At 67.5% G+C, this 21,927-nt stretch carries 22 protein-coding genes; 8 read left to right on the forward strand and 14 right to left on the reverse strand.

Features of this window, described 5'->3' with window-relative positions; all coding sequences use genetic code 11:
- Nucleotides 1-107 precede the first annotated feature (107 nt).
- Nucleotides 108-1,607 carry a L,D-transpeptidase gene (locus tag KEG38_RS22300; protein ID WP_272421716.1) on the forward strand — a complete coding sequence of 500 codons (1,500 nt, stop codon included), beginning with the start codon at nucleotides 108-110 and terminating at the stop codon, nucleotides 1,605-1,607.
- Between the two features lie 9 nt (nucleotides 1,608-1,616).
- Here KEG38_RS22300 and KEG38_RS22305 read toward each other — a convergent pair whose 3' ends face one another.
- Together KEG38_RS22305 and KEG38_RS22310 are read right to left on the reverse strand one after the other, a co-directional pair.
- A complete protein-coding gene (locus tag KEG38_RS22305; RefSeq protein ID WP_272421717.1) occupies nucleotides 1,617-2,027 on the reverse strand; it encodes a hypothetical protein in 411 nt (136 codons plus the stop codon).
- A gap of 23 nt (nucleotides 2,028-2,050) precedes the next feature.
- The gene (locus tag KEG38_RS22310) at nucleotides 2,051-2,488 is read right to left on the reverse strand and encodes an acyltransferase (RefSeq protein ID WP_272421718.1); all 438 of its coding nucleotides are present in this window, start codon (nucleotides 2,486-2,488) and stop codon (nucleotides 2,051-2,053) included.
- Between the two features lie 705 nt (nucleotides 2,489-3,193).
- Here KEG38_RS22310 and KEG38_RS22315 point away from each other — a divergent pair.
- Together KEG38_RS22315 and KEG38_RS22320 are read left to right on the forward strand one after the other, a co-directional pair.
- Nucleotides 3,194-3,910: a hypothetical protein gene (locus KEG38_RS22315; RefSeq protein ID WP_272421719.1), complete on the forward strand. Its 717-nt coding sequence runs from the start codon at nucleotides 3,194-3,196 to the stop codon at nucleotides 3,908-3,910.
- A 94-nt stretch (nucleotides 3,911-4,004) separates the two neighbouring features.
- Nucleotides 4,005-5,570, forward strand: a complete 1,566-nt coding sequence (locus KEG38_RS22320) for a pectate lyase (protein WP_272421720.1) — start codon at nucleotides 4,005-4,007, stop codon at nucleotides 5,568-5,570.
- Nucleotides 5,571-5,660: 90 nt separating this feature from the next.
- Here the strand turns inward: KEG38_RS22320 and KEG38_RS22325 are convergent, their stop codons facing one another.
- Nucleotides 5,661-7,088, reverse strand: coding sequence for a serine hydrolase domain-containing protein (locus tag KEG38_RS22325; RefSeq protein ID WP_272421721.1), 1,428 nt, complete (start codon nucleotides 7,086-7,088; stop codon nucleotides 5,661-5,663).
- A 909-nt stretch (nucleotides 7,089-7,997) separates the two neighbouring features.
- Between KEG38_RS22325 and KEG38_RS22330 the strand changes: the two genes are divergently transcribed.
- Nucleotides 7,998-8,321, forward strand: a complete 324-nt coding sequence (locus tag KEG38_RS22330; protein ID WP_272421723.1) for a four helix bundle protein — start codon at nucleotides 7,998-8,000, stop codon at nucleotides 8,319-8,321.
- A gap of 43 nt (nucleotides 8,322-8,364) precedes the next feature.
- Here the strand turns inward: KEG38_RS22330 and KEG38_RS56025 are convergent, their stop codons facing one another.
- From KEG38_RS56025 to KEG38_RS22340, 3 genes are all read right to left on the reverse strand, one after another.
- Complete coding sequence (locus tag KEG38_RS56025) at nucleotides 8,365-8,520, reverse strand: RNA polymerase sigma factor (RefSeq protein ID WP_372518183.1); 156 nt, start codon at nucleotides 8,518-8,520, stop codon at nucleotides 8,365-8,367.
- Between the two features lie 58 nt (nucleotides 8,521-8,578).
- On the reverse strand, nucleotides 8,579-9,430 hold the full coding sequence (locus KEG38_RS22335) for a sterol desaturase family protein (RefSeq protein ID WP_272421724.1): 852 nt from the start codon (nucleotides 9,428-9,430) through the stop codon (nucleotides 8,579-8,581).
- Between the two features lie 205 nt (nucleotides 9,431-9,635).
- Complete coding sequence (locus tag KEG38_RS22340; RefSeq protein ID WP_272421725.1) at nucleotides 9,636-12,215, reverse strand: tetratricopeptide repeat protein; 2,580 nt, start codon at nucleotides 12,213-12,215, stop codon at nucleotides 9,636-9,638.
- A 352-nt stretch (nucleotides 12,216-12,567) separates the two neighbouring features.
- Here KEG38_RS22340 and KEG38_RS22345 point away from each other — a divergent pair, with 352 nt between their 5' ends.
- Complete coding sequence (locus KEG38_RS22345) at nucleotides 12,568-12,822, forward strand: hypothetical protein (protein WP_272421726.1); 255 nt, start codon at nucleotides 12,568-12,570, stop codon at nucleotides 12,820-12,822.
- Here KEG38_RS22345 and KEG38_RS56030 read toward each other — a convergent pair.
- From KEG38_RS56030 to KEG38_RS22365, 4 genes are all read right to left on the reverse strand, one after another.
- Nucleotides 12,788-12,991, reverse strand: coding sequence for a transposase (locus KEG38_RS56030; RefSeq protein WP_372518184.1), 204 nt, complete (start codon nucleotides 12,989-12,991; stop codon nucleotides 12,788-12,790). The genes KEG38_RS22345 and KEG38_RS56030 overlap by 35 nt on opposite strands.
- A gap of 175 nt (nucleotides 12,992-13,166) precedes the next feature.
- A complete protein-coding gene (locus tag KEG38_RS22355) occupies nucleotides 13,167-13,670 on the reverse strand; it encodes a hypothetical protein (protein ID WP_272421727.1) in 504 nt (167 codons plus the stop codon).
- 135 nt (nucleotides 13,671-13,805) lie between these two features.
- Nucleotides 13,806-14,729 carry a hypothetical protein gene (locus KEG38_RS22360; protein WP_272421728.1) on the reverse strand — a complete coding sequence of 308 codons (924 nt, stop codon included), beginning with the start codon at nucleotides 14,727-14,729 and terminating at the stop codon, nucleotides 13,806-13,808.
- Nucleotides 14,730-14,819: 90 nt separating this feature from the next.
- Nucleotides 14,820-15,194 carry a hypothetical protein gene (locus tag KEG38_RS22365; protein WP_272421729.1) on the reverse strand — a complete coding sequence of 125 codons (375 nt, stop codon included), beginning with the start codon at nucleotides 15,192-15,194 and terminating at the stop codon, nucleotides 14,820-14,822.
- A gap of 387 nt (nucleotides 15,195-15,581) precedes the next feature.
- Here KEG38_RS22365 and KEG38_RS22370 point away from each other — a divergent pair, with 387 nt between their 5' ends.
- From KEG38_RS22370 to KEG38_RS22380, 3 genes are all read left to right on the forward strand, one after another.
- A complete protein-coding gene (locus tag KEG38_RS22370; protein WP_272421730.1) occupies nucleotides 15,582-16,601 on the forward strand; it encodes a hypothetical protein in 1,020 nt (339 codons plus the stop codon).
- Between the two features lie 630 nt (nucleotides 16,602-17,231).
- Entirely contained in the window at nucleotides 17,232-17,897 is a 666-nt protein-coding gene (locus KEG38_RS22375) for a hypothetical protein (protein ID WP_272421731.1), read from the forward strand.
- 349 nt (nucleotides 17,898-18,246) lie between these two features.
- On the forward strand, nucleotides 18,247-19,728 hold the full coding sequence (locus tag KEG38_RS22380) for a S28 family serine protease (RefSeq protein ID WP_272421732.1): 1,482 nt from the start codon (nucleotides 18,247-18,249) through the stop codon (nucleotides 19,726-19,728).
- A gap of 397 nt (nucleotides 19,729-20,125) precedes the next feature.
- Here the strand turns inward: KEG38_RS22380 and KEG38_RS22385 are convergent, their stop codons facing one another.
- The 4 genes from KEG38_RS22385 to KEG38_RS22400 form a co-directional block, all read right to left on the reverse strand.
- Nucleotides 20,126-21,094, reverse strand: a complete 969-nt coding sequence (locus tag KEG38_RS22385; protein ID WP_272421734.1) for a YegS/Rv2252/BmrU family lipid kinase — start codon at nucleotides 21,092-21,094, stop codon at nucleotides 20,126-20,128.
- 104 nt (nucleotides 21,095-21,198) lie between these two features.
- On the reverse strand, nucleotides 21,199-21,423 hold the full coding sequence (locus KEG38_RS22390) for a type II toxin-antitoxin system MqsA family antitoxin (RefSeq protein WP_272421735.1): 225 nt from the start codon (nucleotides 21,421-21,423) through the stop codon (nucleotides 21,199-21,201).
- Nucleotides 21,420-21,704 carry a DUF4258 domain-containing protein gene (locus KEG38_RS22395; RefSeq protein WP_272421736.1) on the reverse strand — a complete coding sequence of 95 codons (285 nt, stop codon included), beginning with the start codon at nucleotides 21,702-21,704 and terminating at the stop codon, nucleotides 21,420-21,422. The genes KEG38_RS22390 and KEG38_RS22395 overlap by 4 nt, the downstream gene beginning before the upstream one ends.
- Entirely contained in the window at nucleotides 21,701-21,916 is a 216-nt protein-coding gene (locus tag KEG38_RS22400) for a hypothetical protein (RefSeq protein ID WP_272421737.1), read from the reverse strand. The genes KEG38_RS22395 and KEG38_RS22400 overlap by 4 nt, the downstream gene beginning before the upstream one ends.
- Nucleotides 21,917-21,927 lie beyond the last annotated feature (11 nt).

Below are 21,927 nucleotides of genomic sequence, written 5' to 3' on the forward strand. Positions count from 1 at the left end.
GCCCGCCCGTTCGCCTTTCCGTAACCTGAATCACCCTTCCTGGCAGTCCCCTCGCCAAGACGTTGCCCAAGCCGCGCGTTCGTCCTAAGCAGCGGCGAACCTCCCCGATGTCCCTCTGCGCGCGTCCCTCCCGAAGGCCTGCGCTCCTCGCCCTGCTGCTCGCTCTTCCGGGCTGCGGCAACGTCGAGGATCCGCCGGGGCGCGTCCTCGATCGGGCCCCCCCCGGCGCGACGCTCAAGCGCCCCGAGAAGCCCGAAGGCACCCTCGCCGTGGACAAACGCGCCGAGGAGGAGACCGAGCCGGGCCACGGCGCGAAGATCGGCAGCATCGCGATGCGGACCTGGATCTACGTCGCGCCCGACGATCGCTCGACCAAGCTCGGCTACCTGCGCGCCGGCGCCGTCGTCGATCGCGCCGAAAAATCCGCCGGCACCAGGCGCTGCGAGGGCGGCTGGTACCGGATCGTGCCGCGCGGCTACGTGTGCGTCGGCAAAGGCGCGACGCTCGCGCTCGACCACCAGGTCATCCAGGCCGCCCTGCGCGGACCCGACCGCGCCGCCACGTTGCCCTACGCCTACGTGATGTCGCGCTCCCCCGCGCCGCATCTCTACTTCCGTCTGCCCACCGACAAGGATCAACGGCGCGTCGAGGGACCCACCGTGCGCGAGCACGTCCGCCTCGCGATCACGCCGCAGGTCCCGCTCGACACCGTGCCCACCTTCCTCGCCGAGGGCCGCGATCTGCCGAAGCCGTACGGCGCCGTCGAGCCGCTCCGCTACACCGTGCACGCCGGCCGCGCGAAGGAGGAGTCGGCCTTCGGGCTCGTCACGGCCTTCGAATGGACCGACCGCAAGTTCGGCCTGACGACCGAGCTCGACCTCATCCCGCTCGATCGCACGAAGCCCGCGAAGATCAGCGCGCACCACGGCGTGGTCGTGGACAAACCCGGCGTGCCGGGCATCGTCGTCGCCCACGGTGCGACGAAGCTCGTCCTCGGCGCGGACGGTCAGATGCGCGAGAGCGGGATCGCGCCGTGGCGTTCGGGCTGGATCCTGACGGGCAACACGAAGGGCGGCGAGCGCGGGCTCTGGGAGACGACCGAGGGCTTCTGGCTGCCCGCCGAGACGATGCTGATCGGGACGCCGCGCGAGGATCCGGTGGGGCACGCGCGCGCGGGCAAGAAGTGGATCGACGTGTCGATCAAGAAGCAGTTCCTCGTGGCGTACGAGGGAACGCGGCCGGTGTTCGCGACGCTCGTGTCGACGGGTCGCGGCGGGATGAGTGATCCCGAGAAGACGACGGCCACCGTGCGCGGGGTGTTTTACGTGCACGCGAAGCACGTCTCCGGGACGATGGACGGTGAGGAGGGCTCGGACTCGTTCGATCTACGCGACGTGCCCTACATCCAGTACTTTCACGAGGGCTACGCGCTGCACGGCGCGTACTGGCACGACGAGTTCGGCAAGCCGCGCAGCCACGGCTGCGTGAACCTCGCCCCCGCCGACGCGAAATGGCTCTTCGACTGGACCGACCCCGTCGTCCCCCCCGAATGGCACGGCGCCGTCAACCTCGAAGGAGGGACGCTCGTATGGACCCACGGGGGTTGATACGGGGTTCTAGAAAGTAAAACGGGCCGACGCGCCAAACGGTCCGACGGAGACGACGGCGGCGGGAGCGCGGGAACGTTCGACCTGTCCGAGGACGAACACGGGGATGCCCGCGACGAACATGGCGCCGCCGATGCCCATGAGCACGGTCGGAAAGATCCAGGACGACTTCGCGCAGGGGACACACGCGGCGCGATCGGCGTTTTCGTTCGCGACGTAGAGCCCAGCGCCGAGGCCGGTGACGACCGCGCCGCTCACCATCAAGGCGATGCCGGAGGTGATTTTCGTGCGGCCCGGGCTCGGTGGAGGCTCGAGCGCGCTCGCCGTGCGGGAAGGGAACGAGGCGATCACGAACCCGAGCGCCGCGGCGAGGGCCACGCGAAACGCGCGCAGGCTCACCTCCGCCGAACGGCGGGCCATGGCGCTCGGGACGCGAGGGCGTCTCACTTACATTGCGCGGGCGCGCCGGCGCCCTTCAGCATGTTGCGGACTGCGCTGAGCGCCTGACGTCCCTCGGGCGAGTTGACGAGGCCCTCGCACATGCCGGCGGCGGCCAGGTACGTGCCCTTCTGATCGAGCGGCGCCGAGTTCGCGTTCTGCCGGAGCGCGGCGCAGCAGGCGCGGATGCCCGTCGAATCGCCCGTACCGACGACCTTCTTGCCTGCGTCCGCGTCCTCGCCGGCGTCCGAGGCGTCCGAGCCTGCGTCCTCCTCGACCACGAGCGGCGTCGGCGTGGGGGCCGGCGTCGGCGTCGGCGCCGGGGCGGCCGACGGCACGGGCGGGGTTTCTTCTTCCTTGTTGCCGCAGCCATTGGCCACGAGGACCAGAGCGAAGGGCAGTACGGCAGCGCAGAGAGCGGTGATGTAGCGCGTGTGGTTCATGTTGTACCTGGAAGTATCCCGGTCGCTCGGACCTGGCGAACTTTTTTGGCGTCCGTCCGCCAAGCGATGTTTGGACGAAACCCCAAGGGACCGCAAGAGGTAGGTGAGTCTCGAACGTGCCCGACGTGCCAGCGTCGTGGACGATCTGTCCCACGCACGGGAGCGGGAGCGGGAGCGGGAGCGGGAGCGGGAGCGGGAGCGGGAGCGGGAGCGGGTGCGGGAGCGGGTGCGGGAGCGGGTGCGGAAGCGGGTGCGGGTGCGGGGGCGCATGCGCACGGGCAGGCCAAAGTCAAGCGCACGTGCAAGGGGGCGGGGACGTAGGGGATTCCGCTCGGAAGGAGGCTAGCTTACCGTCGTGCTCGGTCTCTGCAAGACCAAGCCGTGCTCGCCATCCTCGCCACGCAAAGCGTGGCTGCGGGTGGCTCCGCGGTGCGCCAGGCGAAGCCTGGGTGAGGAGGAAGCGTGATGTCCGCCTGATCGAAACGCGGGCTGTAGTCCATTTCGGCGAGCAATGCACCTGTCCGCGTATCGTAAATGAGCAACCTATTGTCCTCTCCCGAGGGCCACGTCGCTCGCGGCTTGCCGGCGAACGTGGAGGGTGTCCCCATGCTGGTACGCTCTGCACGATTGTTGCAAGACCAAGGAATCCTGACCGGTCCTGGCGCCTGGTTGCGCCATGCTGAGCCATCTCCGGAGATGAAGACCATGTCTTTTCCCCGCAAGCAGAAGCCCCGCCGAAAGCCTTTTGTCGTCACCGTCGCCCAGGCCGCGACCGCCGTCGTGTTGTTGCCCGGGTGTATCACCACCGTCACGTCGAACCCGCCTCCCACCGAGACCGAGAACCCGCCTCCCGTCGAGACGCCCGAGTGCCCCGCGACGCCGCCGGACACGAACACGCCGTGCACCGGGCCGCTCTCGTGCGAGTACAACGACGCGTGCGTGGAGGTGTATTATTGCGAAGAGGGGACATGGCACATGACGAGCGGGTGCAATCCGCCCCCCGTCGACCCATGCCCGTCCGAAGCGCCGGCGTCGGGAGCGCTTTGCAGCTACGTGACCACGTGCAGCTACACCGTCGATTACGGCTGCGGCCCGCAGGAGCAGACGGCCTCGTGTGATGGCGCGGTCTGGACCACCGAGGGCATATCGACCTGCAATCCCCCGCCCCCCGACTATTGTGTTTCCTACAAGAACGAGACGGAGTGCGGCGCGGACGCAGGCTGCCGCTGGCTCGTCCCGGGCTGCGGAATGCCGGCCCTCCCGGAGGCGGGCTGCTTCGCCGTGACGGATTGCACCGGCGACTTCGATTGCCCCATCTCCGGCGGCACGTGCCAGGAGGTGAGCATCAATCCCTGCCACAACCAGCCCTGCAACACCTGCGGCATGACCGTCTCGGTGTGCGTGACGCCGGCCGCCCCCTGACGGCGCGGGGATGCGTTCGCGAAGCTCGCGGGAGGGGCTCCTACGCCTGCTCGAGCTATCAGCCCGACATGTGGTGTGCTAACGCGTCGTATTCATGAAGAAACTTCTCGCGCTTGTTCTCTCGCCCGCCCTCTCGACGTTCGCCTGCGTCGCGACAAACACCGACCTGGAGAGCGACGACTCGCAATCGAGCATCGAGCTCGGCGAGGCGGAGCAGGCGGCTTCGACTCCGCTCCGCCAGAAGGCGCTCGGACGCATGCGGAACGCGGCAAAGTTCTTTCACGATTTCGTCGCGCGTCACGGCGGGTATGCGTGGCACCACAACGCCACCAACCTGAGCGAGCGCTGGGGCGATATCCAGCTCGACGAGGATCAGATCATGATCCAATCGCCCGGCACGGCGGACGTGACGATCGCGTTCGTCGAGGCCGCGCTCGCCGACCCGGCGACACCAGCGCTCGAGACCTACGCGCTGGACGCGGCGATGGCGCTGCGTCACGGCCAGATCAAGTCGGGGGGCTGGCGGCTCTACGCGGACTTCAAGCCGACGCCGACGCTGAAGGGGTGCTACCTCAACACCACGGCGAGCTGTAGCTGCGGCGGCTGCACGACGACGAGCTACGACGACCAGGTCACGCAGAACGCGCTCATCGCGATCATGCGCACCGATCATCTCCTCGGGTTCGCGGACGCGGCGATCTCCGGCTCCTCCTCGTACGCCCGCGCGCGGGTCGAGACCTCGCAGTTCCCGACGAACGGCGGCTTTCCACAGGGGTTCTCCGGCCCCGTCGCCGCGCGGCCGGCGCTCCAGGCGAGCTATCCGCCCTCGATCGGGACCTCGTGCGGCCTCGCCAACTGCTACGCGAACGCCTACACCAACGAGTACTGGGACGACCCGACCCTGAACGACAACCTCGCGACGGCCTTCGTGGAGATGCTGTACTGGGCGAGGGAGATCTATCCCGCGCAGGCCGCGACCTACCAGGCCATGCTCACCGCGTACGGCGACTTCCTTCGTCGCGCGCAGATGCCGCAGCCGCAGCCCGCCTGGGCGCAGCAGTACGACATCCAGATGCAGCCGCGCTGGGCGCGCAGCTGGGAAGTTCCGGCGATCGCGGGCCAGGAGAGCCAGGACGTCATGTGGGCGCTCCTCCGCCTCTACCAGCTCGACCCGAGCGTGCCGGCCAACCGTGCCGCGGTCGGGACCGCGCTCGCCTACCTCGAGACCGTCGACCACGCGAACGACACGCTGATCCACCGCTACATCGAGCTCGATGACACGTCGCCGTCGAACATCGGCTTCTACACCGTGAAGCCCGGCGGTTACCCGGTCCAGTTCTCTCCTGCGCCGCCGACCTACCAGAACTACGGGTGGGTGGGCCCGTCGCAGCTCGCCGCGATCCACGCCGAGTACGACCGGCTGGCGACCGACACGACCGTGATGAAGCGCTCGTGCCAGCAGCTCCGCGCCGACACGGCGCAGGCCGTCGACACGGCGATCAACAACGAGCGGTGGATCACGACGTACAGCCCGAGCGGCCCGCGGAGCGGCGCCACCCCGGGCGACTATTACGACACGAGCAAGTTCGTGCAGAACATGCGCACGCTGGCCGAGTTCGTCGTTCGCACGACGACCGACTGCGTCGCGTGGAACTACTGACCGCCGGCGCCGCCTGCCCGAGGGCCGTCGGTCGACGCGGCCGGCACCGCCCACGCCGCCTGCCACGCCGCGCAACGCGCGACGGCGGCGTTACCCTACGGGCAGGCGCGCACCGATGAACTCGGCCGCGGTGAGGGCGGCCGGGTGCCCGCGGTTGCACAGCACCACGGTCGCGTAATCACGATAGATCGCCAGATCGCCGTTGACCCCGGGGGCGCTGCCGCCGTGCCCGTAGTAGGTCTCGCCGTTGCGGGTCCGCACCGCCAGGCCGAGGCCCCAATGCGACGTGCCCGCCACCACTCTGGGGGCCGTCATGGCCGCGAGCGTCGCTGCGCTGACCAGGGCCCCGCTGCGCAAGGCGACGACGAAGGCCTGCAGGTCCTCGACGGTCGAATAGCCGCCGCCGGCGGGGAGCCCTTCGTAGGGCGCCAGGGCTTTGCGCCCGGTCGCGCCCGCGCCGGTGTACGGCACCGCGGTCGCGCGCGAGGAGGCGAAGGCTTGCGACGTCGCCGGCATCCCCGCGGGCCCGAAGATCCGCTCGTGAAACACCGCCTCGTAAGGCTTGCCCGTCACGCGCTCGAGGATCGCACCCAGCAGGACGAACCCGTAGTTGCTGTAGCCCCACCGCGACCCCGGCTCGAACAACGGCTCACGCGTGCCGTAGAAGCGCACCAGGTCGGCGGTGGTCTTGAGCGCGGCGGCGTTGGCGTCGTACTGCGGGCCGAAGATGTCGCCGGTGCCGCCGGTGTGGGTCAGCAGCTGCTCGACCGTCACTCGCTCGGCCAAGGTCCGGTTGGCGTAGTCGGGCAGATGCCGGGCCAGCGGGTCGCTCAGGCCGAGGCGCCCCTGCTCCACCAGCTGCATGATCGCCACCGCCGTGAACAGCTTGCCCATCGAGCCGATGCAGAACCGGGTCGACGTCGACACGGGGAGCGCCCGTTCGTCGTTCGCCGAGCCGTGGCCCGCGCTGAACAGCACCTGTTCACCCCGCGCGATCAACACCGCCCCGTTGAAGCGACCCGCCCGAGCTTCCTCGCCGAACTTCGTCTTCACCGCGGCGAGGACCGACGCCTGATCGAGCCGCTGGATCGTCCCCTCAGCAGGAGCGCCGGTGAAGGCGATGTCGTCGAGCTTGTCCCGGCCCGAGGCGGTGAGCACCACCTTCGAGCGCCGGTCCCACGCGCGATCCTTCACCCAGGCGGTGATCTCTTGCGGACCCGTCACCTGCGACGACAGCAGCTCGAAGCCGCCGGTGATTTCGCGGACCGCCAGGTCGTCGTCGACGTACGGGCGCACCGTCGGCGCGAGCGTCTCGACGAACCGCTTGTACACGCCCAGGTCCGGATCGTTGAACGCCGTAAGCCAGCGCTCCAGCCACGATTCGAGCACGGGCGGCGGGTCGACGGCCGCCTTGCTCGCGGGCTCGCGCGGACGGGCTCGACAACCGCCGAGGGCGGCGCCCGCGATGAGCCAGCCGGCACCTGCGCCCACAGAGACGAGAAGATCGCGTCTGTTCACGATGTGGGCGCCATCCTAGCCCGGTGCATTGGGACGGCCACGAAAATGCAGCCCACGTCGCCACCCACGCAAACGCGCCGAGCTCGAAGAGGGCGGATCGTCGAGTCGGTCGCCGGGGTCTCGCCAAGAAATTGTTGCGCTTCGCTGTCACCCACGATCGGCGTGCGGCCCATATCCATCTGAGGGGCGGTGCAACCTGACGCCCGCAGCGAGCCCGCATGCGCTTTTGTGCAGGCGCGTTTGCTGGGGGCGTCTGGGCATAGAAGCCCCCAGCCTCACCCTTCCCGGGCCGGTTTCAACGCCGGCCTGCTCGCGCACCTGGTCAGGAGGCACCGTGATCGGCCCGGGAGGGGGAGGGTTTTCCCGTTGCTCGTCGCTCGAAGACGGGGCGTTGTCGCGCGCCTGACTGCGTCATGACAATGGCCAGGTCCGCGTGAAAGCGGAATGGTGGACGCACGCCTCGTCCTCGGGCGATGGGCCTTCCTTCGGAAGGAGATGGCGTCATGCTCGCTCAGCAAGACCGACCTACGGCCGTTCCGACGGGGGATGACGAGGACGAAGCTACACTCGCTTCCGCTTCCGCTCCCGCTTCCGCTCCCGCTTCCGCTCCCGCTTCCGCTTCCGCTTTCGCTTCCGCTTCCGCTTCCGCTTCCGCTCCCGCTTCCGCTTCCGCTCCCGCTCCCGCTTCCGCTCCCGCTTCCGCTCCGGATAGGACGCGCATGCAAAGGCCTCGTCCGGGGGCTCGAGCATGCCCGCGTGCTCGGGTGGCGCAAGGCCAAGCCGCGCTCGCCGTGCTCGCGCTTCGCGCTCCGCGCGGCTGCGCGCGGTGCGAGGCTGCGCCTCGCAGCCTTGCACCACCCTCCGCGCGCGGGCCCGGGGGCAGGGCCCCGGTCGGGGCAGGAGGATGCAATGGCTCTCAAAATCTACGGCGTCACGATCGAATTGCTGCGGGGGCTGCGGCCGATCATCGAGAAGATCGGCGGGAAGGATGCGAACCTGGCAGATCAGCTACGGCGCGCCGCTACGAGCGTGCCGCTGAACCTGAACGAAGGAGCGTATTCGCAGGGCCGGAACGAACGGGCACGGTGGCACACCGCCATGGGGTCCGCAGCAGAGGTGCGCGCGTGCCTGGATGTAGCGGAAGCTCTCGGATACGTAGACGCAGTGGATGATGGGCTGCGCGATTCCCTCGACCATGTCATCGCCACACTGCACCGACTGACGCGCCGGTGAAGCGCCAGGCGGGCCGTCCGTCACCGGGCGGCCCGCCACCAACTCACGCAAACTCGAACGTCTTCAGATGCTCGCGGGCGAGATGCACGCGGCTGTAGACGGTCTTCAGCTCGAGGCCGAGCAAGTCGGCAATCTCCCCGATCGAACGCCCCTCCAGATACGGCGCTCCGGGGTCGCGCAGAGGCGAAATACGTCCGATACGTGAACATTGGGGACAGCGCCCTGGCTATCCCTCCGGCCCGAGCTGCGAGCCTCAATCAGGGGAGGCGCTTGCGCCAATAGTCCGAGCGAAACGGGACGAGGAGCTGGCCGACGTAGCTCTCGGGAAATTCCGCCGCATCCTCGCCGAGTCCCACGTCCTCGGGGGGAGCGACGTCGGGGCGGAAGCGATAGCTCCCGAAGACGTGATCCCAGAGCATCACCCTCGGACTGTAATTGGCATCGGCCTCGTGGCGGCGGGGCGAATGGTGCCAGCGATGAACGCGCGCGGTGCTGAAAAACAGATCGAGAAAGCCGGTGCGAAGATCGATGTTCGAGTGCTGCAGCATGCCGTGCGCGCCGGAGAAGGCCGCCATCAGCGCGAGCGGCTCATCACCGACGCCGAGCAACGAAAGCGGCGTGAAGGCGGCGACCGCGCTAATCAGGTTGTCAAGCGGGTGGGTGCGGGCGAAGTTCCACCAATAGATCCGACGCGAGCTGTGGTGCACCGAGTGCACGCGCCACAAGGGGGCCCAGATATGCTCGAGTCGGTGGATCCAATACCAGGGCAGCTCGAACACCACCACGGCGAGCAGCGCTTGCAGCGGGAGGGGCCAACCGTGCGGCCAGAGACGTGTGCCGAGCCGAGATGAAAGCGCCTCTCCGAGCGGGGCAAACACGCCGATGGCGACAAGTGTGCCAACGTCGAAGGCGCGATTGGAGAAGACGAGGTGCCAGAAATCGGTGAGCCGGTCACCGTGCGGCTTCGCCCAAACCCGCGAATACGGGATGATCCACTCGAGCAAGGTCACGAGCACCGCGGCCACCACGACGACCACAACGCCGACAGCCCAGGCTGGCCAATGTCGCGCGATGGCCCAGAGGCCAAACGCGACCGCTCCGCCCGTCATCGCCGGATATGCGAGATACGAGAGCGAGAGCCGCAATGTGCTCGTGAGCGACATCTTCTCAGAACCCCTTCACCCGGAGGAAAGAAGCCCCGATGGCCGGCGCCCTTCAGCGACGCCCGTTTGAGCTGCCATATCCTGCGCAGCGAGTAGAACATCGCACGGGGAGTGCGTCAAGCAACCTCATTGGTATCATGTCACTGAGCCATCACTCGGCGAGGGGGGCATCGCTGCCGGAGACGATGAAGCTTGCCCAGTAGTAGGGATGGGCGCGGTCGGGCCGGTCGAGCATCTCGAGCTGCCCGAGGCGCATCGCTTCACTCCGGCCGCACCCGGCAAGAAGCCTGTCATAGTAGGCCTCCATCAGCTCGCGCGTCGCTGCATCGTCGACGCTCCACAAACTCATCACCTGGGTCTCCGCGCCTGCCATGACCATGGCGCGCCGCAGGCCGTAGACGCCGTCTCCGATACGAACCTTGCCTACCCCGGTCATGCACGCGGAAAGCACCACGAGCTTCGTTCCAACCAGGTCGAGCTGCGAAACCTCCAGCGCAGTCAGGAGGCCATCGCCCTCTTCATCATGACCGCGATTTGCGCCGGCGAGCGCGATACCCGAGCGCAAAAGAGCGTTCTCCATGATAGCCAGCTTGGGTAGAGGGTCGAGGTCACTGGAAGGGGACATGTGAAGCGCAGGCAAGTCCGGGAGAAAAAAACCGTGTGTTGCGATGTGCAGCACGCGCGGCCCGGCGAGAGCTTTCACGGCATCCGTGGTCGCTAGAGCGCCCGTCAGATACCTGGAGCCGGGTAGCTTCGTCGAAATGGTGCGGCCTTCGTTTGCGGCAAAGTGAAGCGGGGAGAACCGCATTCCTCTTGCGTCCGCAGAGCGCTGCCTGCGGGTACCGGCTTGGCCCGCGGGCGTGGCACCTCGCGCGGTGTCATAGTCCGGCGCCGCGACGACGACCGGACCTTGCCGCGAGGGCACGCTGGTCCCAAGGCGCAAGAGATCTCGACCGCTCGCCAGATACGTCAATGCGTAACGCTCGACGAGGTAATGCCCATCCTCGTCCACGAGGACGCCAAACGGTACGAGGTTGAGAAAACCATCTGGACTTAGCAGGATCCGGCGGCCCGAACCGAGGAGACGGCGGATCGGTTGCATCACCAGCGCGTCCAGGTCACGGGCAGCGGGCCGCGGGTCGACGAACGGCTCGGCATGCGAGAGGAATTCGCGCGCCGTACCACGGGCGCCGACGGGGCCCGGTCCGGCGGCCCTCCGCGAGAGCGCCTGCCGCAAGCGAGTGACCGCCGCATGGATGGGCGCGGCGGGGCCGAGATCGGCCCAGGCGATCTCACCATTCCGATGCAATACATACGCCACATAACGTGGCTCGCCAACGCGATAGCTCCACGTATCCGTGTCGAATGGGGCATACACAAAAAACTCGACGAGCGTGGCTCCTTCCGGGATGGCAGCGCGCACCTCGTCGATCGTGAGGGGCCGCAAATCGCCGCGGAGCTCGGCGCTACGACGGCTGATGTCGGCCTCGAGCTCATGGCGCTCCGCCGCGAGGCGCAAAAACCTCGCGCGATACTCACCACGGGTCATCCGCGCCGGCTTTCGGTACACGAGCGCGCTGTACTCGGCGCTGATGGACCTCAGCTCTTCGAGTCGCCCCCGATCCGACGGGGCAAGGCTATGGCGCAGCGCCGCGAAGCTGTCCGTCATGGCGTCGAGCACCCGTCCCTTGCGGTTCAGAATCACGCCGAGCGCAAGGCGTTTTGCCTCCTCGGCATGAGGCGCGGCCTGCACATGCGAAGAGATCGCCTGATCGGTGGAGCCGCGCAGCGTGGACATGTACGCCTGCTTCTGCTCGTCCGAGCCCGTGTTCAGCAAAATCGCAGCATTGCGATTTTGGATGGCGACCGCGCGGCCGAGCCTGTCCACGGCCTTCGCGTGTTGACCGAGCGCCTGATACACCCTGGCGAGCTGCTGGAGCGCGTCCGCCACGTCAGGGTGGTCCGGCCCGAGCGCCTTTTCTCTGATCGCCAATGCCCGCTGCTGAAGCGGCTCTGCCGCTACGTGGTCTCCTCTTTGGCTTCGAAGCGTCGCGAAACCGAGGAGCGAGCCCGCCAGGCGGGGGTGATGGGGTCCCAGTACTCGCTCCTCGATGGAAAGCACGCGCTGATAGAGCGGCTCTGCCTCGGTGTAGTCCCCCCTCGCTTTGTACACCAAGGCGAGGTGGCGAAGCGCGAGGGCTACGTATGGATGCGCCGGCCCCAGCGCCTTCTCCCAGATGGTGAGCGCGCGCTGAATGTATCGCTCCGCCGTCGCGTGGTCCTTCTTCGCCAAACAGATCGTCGCGAGGTTGTTGAGAGATTCGCCCACGTCGACGTGGTCTGGCCCCAGAGCCCTCTCTTGGATGGCGAGCGCGCGCCGGTGGAGCGATTCGCTCTTGGAAGAGTCCCCCTTCGAATGGTACACCCTCGCGAGGTTGTTGAGCGCGGTGGCCACATTGTGGTCCTCTGGCCCCAGCGTTTCCTCGAAGATGGTCAGCGCGCGCTGAAGGATCGGTTCTGCCTTGACATAGTCCCCTTTCGCCTCGTGTAATGACGCGAGGTTGTTGAGCCCGGTCGCTACCATCGGGTGGTGCGACCCGAACGCGTCCTCCGCGATGGCGAGCGCGCGCTCGGCGAACGGAATGGCTGCGTCGAACTTACCCTCGCCGTACAGTTGATTGACTTTTTGATTGAACTGTTCAGCCTCCGCCCATGCGCTCTCGAGGGCCATCGCGCCGTGCCCACGCCTGTCGTCGGGTTTCCTTCCATCCCTCGCGCTCATCGTCTCTCCAAAGCTCCGTTTCACGCTCTGCGAGCGCTACCGCCCATGCTTTTCCGCTCGATCCGCGCTGCTCATCCGAGGTACCAGCATGGTAGCATTCACGATGTCGAGAGTTTAACGAAGGCTGCGTACGGTACACAATCAGCTTCCGCTTGCCGCTTCCGCTTCCGCTCCCGCTTCCGCTTCCGCTTCCGCTTCCGCTTCCGCTCCCAAACCCGTTTCCGCCCCGCTAGCGCTCCTATCGCATAAGGGGCACGCGGTTCAGCGGATCTTCCACGTGTCCGGATGACGCCGCATGTGCATGACCGCGACCAGCGCCTGCCGCCGGCAGGCTCCTCGTTGCGAGATCTCGCTGGCGATGGTGACCTCCTGGCACATCGCCAACATCGTCGAGCGCGACGTGTGCGAGCATCGCCTCGATCAGGCCTATATCAATCGGGGGAACGACGCCACGGTGCAAGACTGGCAGATCATGCGAGACATGGTGCGAGAGAAGAACCATCCTGCGGCATCGGCTGGGGTCACGATTGGGCCACCGCGCAGATCGCGGCCTTGAGGAGGGGGACGGTTCTCACTCTGAAGCCGCGGAGGGCGGCCTTGATCTTGGACCAGGCCAGCTCGATGGGGTTGAGGCCCGGCGAGTAGGGCGGCTGGTAGATGAGCCGCGCGTGACGGGGCGAGGCCGGCCACGTATCCTGCGGCGGCGCAGGAGCAACCATGAGCATCGATCTCTCGCTCGTGATCACATCGTCCTCGCGGCCGACCGCGAGGGGCAGGCAAGACGGGCGTCTGCTCGCGTGGCGGCGGGCGTTCGTCCCGCTCGCGTGGTCGGCGATGTTCGATGGCGCCACCGCCGCGGCAGTATCCCCAGCGACAATGGTCGCTCGTTTCAGAGCTGCTTCAAAGCTCGATAGAAACTGCCAGCGACTCCCAATCGATTTGCTGGAGCTGGCCGAGCACGGCTTCGTGCACGTGCCTGTGCTTTGGCTGGAACCAGATGACCGTCAGCCAGGATGGTTTGTCGGGGGCGCCATGCTTGGGCGCGCTCTTGAACGTTCCTACGCACTTCCACGGGGGCAAGAACTCGGGCACACCGAAGCGCTCGATCCAATCCTGCACCTCCCTTAAAAAACCCTCCACCTCGTCGGCCGTCGGTAGACGGTCGGGCTCATGAGGGACAGGGGCCCGATCTGGAGGGAGCAGGAGCGGCTTCGCCCCTCCCTTGGTGCAGGTCCAGCAGCGCCCCTCGGCGTCCTGCATGGCGTGCTCGATGATATGGTCGTTCATCTTCCGGGTTGGATACCCTTCGCCCAGGGAAGCATAAGTAGGCGCGCGGTCGAAGGCTGCCAGCAACACCTCTCGCCCCGACCGTAGCGTCAATACCAACCGTTGATGAACCGTCACGTTTTACTCATCCTAACACACCCTTTCAGCCATGAGGTGTCGCGAAGGCAGCGACCCTTGCCTGTGCGGTACGCAATCAGATTTCGCTCCCGCCCCCGCCCCCGCTCCCGCTTCCGCTTCCGCTCCCGCTCCCGCTCATGCCCCGGCGCCCGGGGATAACGTGACCGCCAAAAGACGCTCTCCCGCGGCCCAAACGACCTCGTCGCCCCGGAGCACGAGCCTCGTCCACAGCCTTGAACGATTGTACCACCGTGCCAGCTTGCGCTGCCCTCCATCCGGGCCCAGGCGAATGAGCTCCCCCACGTCCTCTCTGCCGACGACAACCAGGAGATCGTCGCCCACCGGGAGGGCGCACACGCTCTCGGCCCCGACCTCCACCGAGCGCCGCGCGCCCGTCACCGGGTCGAGCACGCTGATTCGTTGCCCGGAGATCCACGCAATCACCTTGCCGTCGGTGACCAACCCAAAAGCCTCCGCAGAGTCCCCTTCCTCCAGCACGGCGATGACCTCGGCGCGCCCCATGGTGGGATCCCAACGGTGGAGGTCCGTCCGGAAACTCTTCGCCCCTCGCCTTTCGCGCTGACGCCAAAACAGCGCCCCACTGCAGGCGATCAAATCCCCCACGCCATGGTGCTCGTGAATGGGTTCCTCCCTTCCTTCCAGCCGTACCCGGACTGGATGCCCGTCCTTCCATCGAGGTGGCGACGGGCCGTCGAGCCACGCAGCGCGCGCGTCCAGCACCACGGGCGACCTCGGTTCTTCCTGCCCACGCGCGACGACCTCGGCATCTCCGCCCTCGATGGGCACCCGCCACACCTCTTCATCGCTCAACGCCACGATCACGGCATGCGCACCGTCCGCCGCGAGCTGGGCGAGCCGCACGTCCAGGGCTTGCAACATCACCCCGTGCGTCTTCCCGGGGTCGAGGCGCCGTAATCGTTCGCCGTCACAAGCCACGAGGTGCTCCCCGCAGGCGACGACCGAGCCGAACCCCGGAGCGAACGCCGACGCTCCGATCCGACGTACCTTGTTCACGAGCTCCCACGTTTGCTCGTCCAACGTGCGCCTCCTGGCCGTGGCCACTGTCGCCACCACCATGCTTCCCCGTTCCCGTGGTGAGCACAATCCGCGCGCCGCTGTCGTGCAATGCTATTCGCAGCCGCAGCCGCAGGCATTGGAGAAGTGCTGCTGCGGCGGCTCGCAGCGATACTTGATGAGCATGCATTTTTCCCTGTCGCCGAGGTATCTGCGGTGCGGTTCTTTGGCGGGGTCGCACCCGCTCGCCGCGGGGACCTGCGTGCCTGCTGTATTCGTGGGCGCGGTCTGCGGATCCCCGACCGCCGCGGTGGGCTGCGGCTCAGGCGCCTGGGTTGGCTGCGGGTCGGACGATGGCGGCGCGCTGGCAGACGTCGTTGACGCGCCGAGCGCTTGGGGCGTGGCGGGCGCCTGGTCGCTGGATGCTGGCGCCTGACCGCTGCAAGCGCCGGCCGTCGACACGGCGAAAAACGCGAAGACGGCGTACATGGGCGAACGTCGGCAAGGGGAGAGCGAGCTTTTCTTCATTCGAGACCTCGATACGATCCGCGCGCCTCAGGGCGCTCCGCAGGGGTCAGCGTATAACATCCCGCCCCCCAGGGAGAGCCTCCCAGGTAACGGTCGCCGTGAAACAGTTTCGAGCGCGTCGTGCACCTACCACCACGACCTCGAAACTGTTTCGAAGGCGTGCTGCACGGGGAAAGATCTCCGCGCGGGAACCGACGCGCCGTGCGCCGTGTCGTTCGCCGCGCGATGGTCCCCTTGCTGCGTTCTCTCTCCCTTTTGTGCTGCACAGCGGTCACGTTTTCTGCCTGCGTGCGGCCCGTTGTCACGCACACCGCTCCGCCCGTGGTCGTGCTGCCCACCGTAACGCCCGTGCTCGACGTCACCGCCGAGCCCCCGGCCCCACAGCCCGCGCAGCCCGCGCAGCCCGCGCAGCCCGCACCTCCCAGTGGAACGTACTGGGTGCGGCGGCTCACCCGCGGGATCAACATCGCGTCGGGCGTGGGCCAAGAGCGCGAGTACTCGGGCGAGGTCGCGTGCGTGCCCGCGACGATCGATCGCAAGGCGAACGAGATCACGTTCACGCTGGGTCCGTTTTCGTTTGAGCTGCACGAGATGGGCGAGCAATGGACGTTGTGGTCGCCCACGCTCACGCACGCGTCGCCCGCGTTCTCGCTTCGCGGCAGCACAAACCAGGAGATCGAGCTGCTCGATGGGAGCAGCGACGCGGTGGTGCTCACAACGGTGGGCGCGCTGTTCCGTGAACGCGAAGCGTGCGCGCAGAGCACGCGCTTCATGCTGCGCTGCGTGGGAGACGAGTGCGAGGAGATCGCGCCCACCGAGCGACCGTTTCTGCTCCCCGCGTGCGAGCAGGAGATGGCCGAGGCGGAGCGCATGCGCGCGCGGGTGACCGACGTTCCGGACGCGGCGCTCGCGCGCACGCTCACACGCGCAGACGCGCTGATCGCGCACGGCGGGACGCTGTGGGAGTACGTGGCCGCCGAAGCGCAGTGCAGCACGCTCACGGCGAAGCCGCGCAAGGGCAACGGCAACGGCGTGAAGCTCTCGCAGCGTTACACCACGCGAGACGGGCGGCGCGTGGAGCGCGACACCGAGTTCGAGTCGGTGATGCCGTCCGCACGGCAAGCGGTGCCCTATACCGACTCCAGCTCGGTGACGTTTCCCGACGGCAGCGTGAGCCGGGGCTCGAGCGGGATGACGATTCCGTCTCCGCCCGTGACGCTCTACTTCGGCGACCAGTTCATGCTCGTCGACAATCGCCAGCTCTACCTCACCGCGGCGAGCTGCCGCGCGCGACAAGCCCAAGGCAGCGCGCCCGCGCTCCCGCTCCCGACTGCACTACTTGCCTCGCCGCCGAGCCCCCCGCCGTGATCGGACTCCGTCGGTTGCCTCGTCCGCGAGACCCCGGCCCTGATCGGACTCCGTCGGTTGCCTGGTCCGCGAGACCCCCGCCGTGATCGGACTCCGTCGGTTGCCTGGTCCGCGAGACCCCGGCCCTGATCGGACCTCGCCGGGGCCTCGTCGACCAGGCAACCGACGAGGTCCGATCTCCTCCGGGGTCTCGTCGACGAGGGATTCCGGGTGAACTTACGTCGTGGTCGCGTGTAGGCACCACACGAGGCGTCCTTCGTGTCTTCGCCGACCCTCGGCGTGACGGACCTCACCGCTGTAGGGAAGTACGAGGAGAGAGGGAGGCCCCCGACCCATGGCGAGGGCTCAGCTTGAAAGCAAAAAGTATAGTTTGCGCAGGTGAGCTCGACTGTCGTCGAGGCAAAAGGGGGCCACGATGGCGCGTGATATTGTCGCAGTTGGGGAAATCAACTCGTCGATGAGGAACGGGAACGTATAGAGCCACAGCTCCGCGAAGCCCGACACCTCCCTGCTCAGGCCACGCCTCGGAGGAGGCGGACATCCTGGTTTACTTGTCCTCGATGCATCCCCTGCTGCGTACAATGCCCTCACCTCACGTTGCCAACGTGCCCCAAAGGAGGGGTTGGACCCTTGTCGTATGACGCCCCCATCTGGATGCTCCTGAACCTGCTGGGCTGCGGGCTCGGCGTCGCGCTCATCGCCGCGAAGAGACCTGGGTGGGGGGCCATCGCCGCTGGGCTCGTGGCCGCCGCGTATATGACCAAGCTGCGGTGGATGCCCGCGTATGCCTGGTCCTCGACGGCGTCCTATCCGGTCATGCCCGGGTGGTCCCATGAGCACAACATCGCGGCAGGGGCGCATGAGCGCGCCCGGTGGGCTCTGGAGTTGCTTGCTTGGGCGGTTCCGCCGCTGCTCGTGTGCGCGTGGGGATGCGTCGTGGCTGCGCGAAAGAAGAAGAGCCGCCGGCCGCTTTTGTGGATCCTTCCCGCCTGCGTGCCCAGCGGTATCCTTCTGTTCTGGATCGTCAGCGCCGCGTTTTATTGGTCGTCCGACGACCCGCGGTGGTCGATGGGGTACCTCGAGGAGTGGCGGGAAGGGGGCCGTCAGGCGACCCATGGCGGGAGCTGCTACGGCTTCCTGGTGGACCAAGCCCGTTTGGTGGGGCTCGTCCCCGAGGACAACCTCGCGCGCGCTCGAAGTGAGTGTGGGGAGCTCTGCCGAGAACAAGCGGCTCGGCGCTCCTTCAACCCCGGCGTCCTGGAGGAGAAGTGTCGAGAAGCGGGGCTCCTCCCGTGAACGCCCCGGAGAAGACGGCTCCCGCTTCCGCTCCGGCTCCCGCTCCCGCTCCCGCTCCCGAATCGGAGATCCGCTTGGAGTATGGGATCGAGCTCGTCGTGGGCCTCAGCGTGTCAGGCCAAAATGCAGGTGCAGCGCTGGATGAAGCGGTACGGGATCGAGCCGGAGACATTCAAGAAATAGGGGTGCGAGCAGGATGCAACGGGTGCAACGGGTGCAACAGGGGGTGCAACCGGTGCAACCACCACGCAGCAGCCGGAAGCACGCGCGTTGCAGAGAGCAAGGCCACGAATCTTCGCGCCACGGCGCCCATTTGGGCCTGGCACGCCCGCTGCCATGGCTCCCCGCCATGCGCACTCTGCTTCTTCCGCTGCTCACCATCACCCTGGCCTCCCTGTCGCTCGTCGCCTGCGGCGGCGACGACACCCACCCCGATTCCGGCACCGGCGGTGCGGGCGGCTCCGGCGGCTCCGGCGGTGCGGGCGGCTCCGGCGGCTCCGGCGGCTCCGGCGGCGCGACGTCGGCCGATATCTTCGAGAAGCTCCAGGACATCGAGGGCCTCACGGTCACGGAGGAGGAGACCGAGATCCCTGGCTACCGCTATTTCGTGCTCACGATTGACCAGCCCGCGGATCACGACGATCCCTCCGGCGCGCGCTTCGAGCAGCGCCTCGTGCTGCATCACCGCGACCCGGCCGCGCCCGTGGTGCTCGCCACCCAGGGCTACAACCTCTATCCGGAGTACCAGTGGCTCGACGAGCCCGCCGAGCTGCTCGCCGCCAACCAGGTCCGGGTCGAGCACCGCTTCTTCACCCCCTCCCGCCCGGAGCCCGCGGACTGGTCGCAGCTCACCATCGAGCAGGCCGCCCGAGACCTGCACCACATTGTCGAGGTGATCCGGCCACTCTACGAGGGCAAATGGATCTCCACCGGCGGCAGCAAGGGCGGGATGACCTCCGTCTATCACCGCCGCTTCTATCCCGACGACGTGAACGGCACCGTCGCTTACGTCGCCCCGCACAACTTCGGCGACGCCGACCCGCGCTACCGCGACTTCGTGGCCCAGCGCGGCGACGCGGCCTGCCAGCAGGCCCTCCTCGACTTCCAGCGCGAGGTGCTGCTGCGCCGGCCGGAGATGCTGGTGCGCATGCAGGCCCAGGCCGCGGACGCCGGCCTCACCTATGAGCTGCTCGGCGAGGATCAGGCCCTGGAGACCGCGGTGATCGAGTTCATCTTCAGCTTCTGGCAGTACGGCGACGAAAGCCACTGCGCCGAGATCCCGCCCACCTCGGCGAGCGACGACGAGGTGTGGTCGTTCTTCGACCTGGTCTGCGGCCCCTCGTTATGGTCCGACGGGGCCACCCTCGCCTACGAGCCGTACTATTGGCAGGCGGCGGTGCAGCTCGGCTATCCGGGCTACGCCGAGGAGAACGTCGCTGATCTGCTCCTCTACCCCGGCTTTGACGTGGCCGCCTCGTACACGCTACCCGGACGCGGCAAGAACCCGATCCTGGACCCCCAGGCGATGCAGGACGTCTCTGCGTGGCTCACCACCAAGGGCGAGCGGATGATGTTCATCTACGGCGAGAACGATCCGTACACCGCCGCCGCCTTCGATCTCGGGGGCGCGCAGGACTCATACCGCTTCTTCGAGCCGGCGGGGAACCACAGCGCGTCCATCGGCGGGCTGCCGCAGGCCGACCTGGAGGCGGCGCTCGCCGCGCTGCAAGCCTGGACGGGCGTCACCCCGGTCCAGAAGGCGCACGCGCTGGCGGCGTACCCGTCGACGCCCCGCTGGATGCTGTCCCAAAGCCGGCGCCGGATGCCCTGATCCCGCGCTTGCCAGCTCGTTCTGAAACAAACGAGTCCCAATACGCGCTGCACGATCCGGTAAAGTACCGTGTCCTCTGGTCGATGCCGCTCGTGCCGGTCGGCGCCATGCAATTCGGAAAGCGCGCTCGAAGGACCCACGCGCGGCGCCATCGCGCGCGTCGTGCCAAACGAAGGGCGCGCCGATTGCCGAGCTCTTCATCGATCATCCCTGACGGCCGCCACCCTCCGCCATCGCGCCCGCCACACCCGGCAACGCCCATGGCCCATCCGGCACTCGACCTACCCCCCTTCCTCAACAGCGGACACAATTAGATCTCGGTTGCCGCTTCCGCTTCCGCTTCCGCTTCCGCTTCCGCTTCCGCTTCCGCTTCCGCTCCCGCCTCCCCCCAAGGAGCTCACCCCTCCGACGCTTCGATTTCGACCTGCGCCTCCGGGCTCGTCGGAAGCTTGATCTCGGGCCCGACCTTTTCGGGCTCGGCGGAAGGTGGCGTGAGGACCACGAGGCTTGCCGGCCTGCATTCGATCGCGACGGGGGTCGTGCCTGCCGCCTCGCCGTCGATGAGTACGTGCTGCGCTGGGTCGGCGAGGATGCGCAGGCGGCGACACGGGAAATAGCCAACCTCGTCGCGCGTCGCGGGCTCGCCGCGCGCGGCCGTGAGAAAGAGGTGAATGCCTGTGGCCACGGCCGCGTTGAGCGTGGTGGCTGCGACGACTGTCACGTCGAGCATTCCGTCGTCGCCGACGAGCGCTGAAGGGCCCTGCGCGAGCACCGTGCGGAGCGGCGCCATGTTTGCCACGGTGACGGCCACGGCGCGGCACCGGACGATTTGCTCGTCGGTTTCGAGCTCGACCTCGAACGGCGCGAGCGTGCTGAGCTTGCGCAGCGCCGTCGCGACATAGGCGAGCACGCCCCAGCGATGTTTGTCCTCCCTCGCCGTATCGGCCACCGTGTCGGCGTGGAGGCCGACCGAGGCGTGGAGCACCATGCAGCGATTGCCGACGAGGGCGGTATCGATGACCCGGCGGTGGCCTGCGAGCAGCGTGTCGCACGCGGCGATCGGGTCTCCTGGGATGCCGAGGGCCGCGGCCAGCGAATTCGACGTGCCACACGGCAGGATCCCGAGCGGCACCTCGCTCTGTGCGAGCACGGCCGCCACGGACGAGACCGTCCCGTCGCCCCCCGCCGCGATCAGCATCTCCGCGCCCGCGTCGAGCGCCTCCCGCGCGCACGCAGACGGGTCCTGGTCGGGGCCCGTGCGCAGGACGTTCAGTTCGAAGCGGGGCGCGAGGATCGCGTGCACGCGGTCGAAGACGTCATCGGCGGCGCTGCCGGCAGCGGCGTTGTAGATGAGGCACGCTTTCATTCCATCGGCTTACCATCTCTCCTCCCTCCTTTGAAAGCGGAACACAACCGGACGGCGTTTGCCGCTTCCGCTTCCGCTTCCGCTTCCGCCGATGGCGGAACGCATCAGGCCGCGTACCGACGAATCTCCACCTCGGCGCCATCCTGAACTGCGCGCTCGGCCATCGCGTACACCTGGGAGGCGACGGCTTCGTCGAGGTAGTACTCACCGCAATTTTCACAAATCGACGCGGGAACGCCTTTGAGGATGACCGTGGTCTCTCCGCGTTGGAGCGTGACCGTGACGAAGCCGGGAGCCGTCTCGCCGTGCTTGCAGAGGATGCAGTTCACCGTGGTTTCCTCTTCCTGGTCTTGAAGTCGCTTTCCCAAAGTGCAGAGTCCGGGATGTACGCGGTGACGACGTGGGCGGTCTCGGTGGCCGAATCATACCCGAACACGACGTGGATGGCACGGCCGTCCACGAAGGCCAGCACGAGGCGGCTGGGAAACGGACGATCGTCCGGGTAGTCGGCGATCGGCTCGCCATGGTCGATGACCGTGCGCACGTCCTCAGGGCGGATACTGCGGGCGAACATCCGGTCCATCGCATGGCCCGAGAACTTTAGCTTCATGGTGGAGTCGGCGTTGTGGAGGGGGCTGCGCCGCGCTCTTTGATCAACTCGGTACGGCGGGTGATGAGTTGGTTGACGGTGCGGGTGACGGTCTCAAGGGCGGGGGAAGGCTGGAGGGTGCCGTCGGCGACGCGGGCGACGAGCACATCGAGGCATTTTTGGAGAACGTCAATGGGCCCTTTCATTTCTTCATGCGGGAAACTGAGCAGCATGCTAGCGGTAT

This window comes from Polyangium jinanense (assembly GCF_028435265.1).
In the GTDB taxonomy this organism is placed as follows: domain Bacteria; phylum Myxococcota_A; class Polyangia; order Polyangiales; family Polyangiaceae; genus Polyangium; species Polyangium jinanense.